The organism is Streptomyces sp. ISL-87 (assembly GCF_018614095.1).
GTDB lineage: Bacteria > Actinomycetota > Actinomycetes > Streptomycetales > Streptomycetaceae > Streptomyces.
Window position 1 is genome coordinate 1 of record NZ_JAGGOY010000151.1, and the last position, 3,546, is coordinate 3,546.

General features: G+C 70.5%; 4 protein-coding genes. 1 reads left to right on the forward strand and 3 read right to left on the reverse strand.

Going from position 1 to position 3,546, the window contains the following annotated elements; translation table 11 throughout:
• Positions 1-271: 271 nt before the first annotated feature.
• The 3 genes from J7I97_RS37585 to J7I97_RS39395 form a co-directional block, all read right to left on the reverse strand.
• A complete protein-coding gene (locus J7I97_RS37585) occupies positions 272-1,057 on the reverse strand; it encodes an electron transfer flavoprotein subunit beta/FixA family protein (protein ID WP_214944684.1) in 786 nt (261 codons plus the stop codon).
• 200 nt (positions 1,058-1,257) lie between these two features.
• Positions 1,258-1,833 (reverse strand): flavin reductase family protein, encoded by a 576-nt coding sequence (locus J7I97_RS37590; RefSeq protein ID WP_214944686.1) that lies wholly within the window; start codon positions 1,831-1,833, stop codon positions 1,258-1,260.
• A 292-nt stretch (positions 1,834-2,125) separates the two neighbouring features.
• Complete coding sequence (locus J7I97_RS39395) at positions 2,126-2,515, reverse strand: thioredoxin family protein (RefSeq protein WP_308369374.1); 390 nt, start codon at positions 2,513-2,515, stop codon at positions 2,126-2,128.
• A 245-nt stretch (positions 2,516-2,760) separates the two neighbouring features.
• Here J7I97_RS39395 and J7I97_RS37600 point away from each other — a divergent pair, with 245 nt between their 5' ends.
• Entirely contained in the window at positions 2,761-3,483 is a 723-nt protein-coding gene (locus tag J7I97_RS37600) for a 1-acyl-sn-glycerol-3-phosphate acyltransferase (protein WP_214944690.1), read from the forward strand.
• Positions 3,484-3,546 lie beyond the last annotated feature (63 nt).

A 3,546-nucleotide genomic window follows, 5' to 3' on the forward strand; every position in this document is an offset into this window, starting at 1 on the left:
GGCTTGCGGACGGCGCCGTCCACGTGGTCGACGTAGACGAGAACTTCAGCCATTGCTACTCCTGGGCGAGAACCCCGAACTACAGCCGGGGAAAGACGTGTTGACCGCTAGGCTCGGCCCGAGCACTAGCTCCGGGCAGGGCTTGTCCGTCATGAGGCCGTCTCATCGGTCGAGTGAGAAGCCCCTTCGGGGGAGGAGTCACGGGAATGCTCCTGCGAAGGCAATCCCCGGGGCGCGGGTCGAGTTGCAACCGGCCCGCGCCACCGATCCCCTAGATGAACTTCTGGCCGGCCAGGAACTCGGCCAGCTGCTTGCCGCCCTCGCCCTCGTCCTTGACGATCGTGCCGGCGGTACGGGCCGGGCGCTGCGCCGCGGAGTCCACCTTGGTCCAGGAGCCCTCGAGGCCGACCTCGTCGGACTCGATGTCGAGCTCCTCCAGGTCCCAGGACTCCACCGGCTTCTTCTTGGCGGCCATGATGCCCTTGAAGGACGGGTAGCGGGCCTCGCCCGACTGGTCCGTCACAGAGACGAGCGCGGGGAGGGAGGCCTCCAGCTGCTCGCTCGCGGAGTCGCCGTCGCGGCGGCCGGTCACGGTGCCGTCCTCGACCTTGACCTCGGAGAGCAGGGTGACCTGCGGGACGCCCAGGCGCTCGGCCAGGATCGCCGGGAGCACGCCCATGGTGCCGTCGGTCGAGGCCATGCCCGTGATGACCAGGTCGTAGCCGGCCTTCTCGATCGCCTTGGCGAGCACCAGCGAGGTGGCCATGACGTCGGAGCCGTGCAGATCGTCGTCCTCGACGTGGATGGCCTTGTCGGCGCCCATCGACAGCGCCTTGCGGAGCGCGTCCTTGGCGTCCTCGGGCCCGACCGTCAGGACGGTGATCTCGGCATCGTCCGCCTCGTCGGCGATCTGCAGCGCCTGCTCGACGGCGTACTCGTCGAGCTCCGACAGCAGGCCGTCGACGTCGTCGCGGTTCACAGTCAGGTCCTCGGTGAACTGCCGGTCGCCGGTGGCGTCGGGCACGTACTTCACACAGACAACGATCCTCAGGCTCACGCCGGCTCTCCTACCGCATCGTCATTTCTGGTACCGCCTTGTGCAGGCAGCATAGGCGCCATCTCGGGCCGATCCCGGTCGGGGCGGCCCGCGCTCCGATGGGAATGTTACTCGTCAGTACACCTTGGGTCTTCCCCGGTTGCAAGCTCACCGAACTGTGATCTGGCCAACGCCGCCGAACCCGCCCCAGCAGGGACGATTCAGTCCCTCAGCGCGTTGAAGCGCCCCTGGTGGTACAGCAGGGGCCGGCCTTCCCCGACGGGCTCGCCCGCGACCGCCTCCGCAATGATCACCCGGTGCGCGCCCGCGGGCACCACCGCCACCACCCGGCACACCAGCCACGCCAGTACGCCGTCCAGCAGCGGGACCTCGTGCGGGCCGGGGGACCATTCGGTGCCGGGGCCGAAACGGTCGGCTCCGCTGCGGGCGAAGAGGCCGGCCAGCTCGCTCTGGTGCTCGCCAAGTATGTGGACGCCGACGTGGTCGGAGTCGCGTATCGCGGGCCAGCTGGAGGAGCCGGTGCCGATGGTGAACGACAGCAGTGGAGGATCGGCGGAGACCGAGTTGAGCGAGGTCGCCGTGAAGCCCACCGGTGTGACGCCGTCCGCGGCGGTGATCACCGCGACACCGGCGGCATGCCGGCGGAACACGGAGCGCAGGAGGTCGGGCGAGCCGGGCAGGCCGCGCTCGTCGGTGCCGGAGGCGCCGGTAGTGCCGGTAGTGCCGGAGGCGCTTGAACGTACAGACGGGGCCGTCGAAGCCGTCTGGGCCGTCATGAGAGGTCTTCCTTCTGCCGCGGGGGCCGCGGGCACAGTCGGGGATCGGGGGTCGGGGGCGATCAGCGATCCCAACAGCGCGCGCTCGCGTACCGGACGAGGTCAACGTGGACCCGTCCGTAAAGCAGGAGTTCATACGGCATGCAGCCAGCCTGGCGATCTCCCGTGTACACAGTCAAGCGGCAACGGGCAGATGTCAGGCGCGTCACGCTGCGTGCGGGCGCGCGCACCGGCGCGTCCGGGCCCGTCCTTCCGTTCCCAGTTCTCTTACGTCGGTCCGCGCGGCGGTGTGTCATACGCCGGCCACGGCCACGCCCAGGGCGGCGATCACATCCGCCTTGCGCGGCATCCCGACGGCCCGGCGGACGATCCCGCCGGCAGCATCGAGGACCAGTACGGTAGGCGTCTTCTCGACGCCCAGGGCGCGGACCAGCGCCAGATTCCGCTCGGCGTCGATCTCGATGTGCGCGACCCCGTCGACCATGGCCGCGACCTCGGCGAGGATCCGCCGGGTGGCCCGGCAGGGTTGACAGAAGGCGCTGGAGAACTGGACCAGAGTGGCTCGCGCCCCCGGCTCGGCGCCCAGTTCGGCGGCGCCGAGGAACGCGCCGGCTCCGCGCCCGCCGCCCGTGTGCCGACCTGCTCCCCGCCCGGTGTCGTGCCCGGTGTCCTGCCCTCGCACGCCCGCTCCCGTCCTCGTGCCACTACGCCTCGGTACTCCCGCCCGGCCGCCCGCGCACTCGTACGCTGATCCGAGCGCCCCGGGAGCGCACCGCATTCCCTGCGTGACGATAATCTCCCCAGGCCCAACCGTCTGGGCTGGCCAGCGGGCCGCATATGGGGCACGATCCCCATGGCCGCGTACCTACGCTGCCGTAACTTCCGGCCGGGAGCACCTCCCCAGGCAGAAAGCGGGGTCTCCGCACCATGGCTGAGCTCATCTACCCTCCGGTGATCGGCGCCGCGCACACGCTGTTCCGCGCGCTGGACATCCGTATCGACATGAAGGGCTCCGAGAACATCCCGCGCAAGGGCGGGGCGGTCCTGGTGTCGAACCACATCGGATACCTCGACTTCATCTTCGCCGGCCTGACGGCGCGGCCGCAGAAGCGCCTGGTCCGTTTCATGGCGAAGGAGTCGGTGTTCCGGCACAAGGTGTCCGGGCCGCTGATGCGCGCGATGAAGCACATCCCGGTGGACCGCGCGCAGGGTGAGTCGGCGTACCAGCACGCGCTGGACTCGCTGCGTGCCGGCGAGATCATCGGGGTGTTCCCCGAGGCCACGATCTCCCAGTCCTTCACCCTCAAGAGCTTCAAGTCGGGTGCGGCGCGCATGGCGCAGGAGGCCGGCGTCCCGCTGATCCCGGTGGCAGTGTGGGGCACCCAGCGGCTGTGGACCAAGGGCCGTCCGAAGGATCTCAAGCGCAGCCACATCCCGGTGACGATGCGGGTGGGCGAGCCGATGGAGGCGCCGTCCGACCAGTACGCCGGGGCGATCACGCGCCGGCTGCGCGAGCGGGTGCAGGAGCTGCTGGACGCGGCGCAGCGCGCCTACCCGGCCAAGCCCAAGGGCCCGGAGGACTCGTGGTGGCTGCCGGCCCACCTGGGCGGCACCGCCCCGACGCCGGCCCAGGTCAAGGAAGCGGGCTGACCGCCACCACCCCCAGACACGACACGACGGAGCGTGCGGCCCCGCCCCGCTAGTGCCGTGGCC

Bases quoted from the DNA above. Each gene is read 5' to 3' on its own strand.
- J7I97_RS37590 (WP_214944686.1), bottom strand. From the start codon at position 1,833: ATGACGGCCCAGACGGCTTCGACGGCCCCGTCTGTACGTTCAAGCGCC.
- J7I97_RS37600 (WP_214944690.1), top strand. From the start codon at position 2,761: ATGGCTGAGCTCATCTACCCTCCGGTGATCGGCGCCGCGCACACGCTG.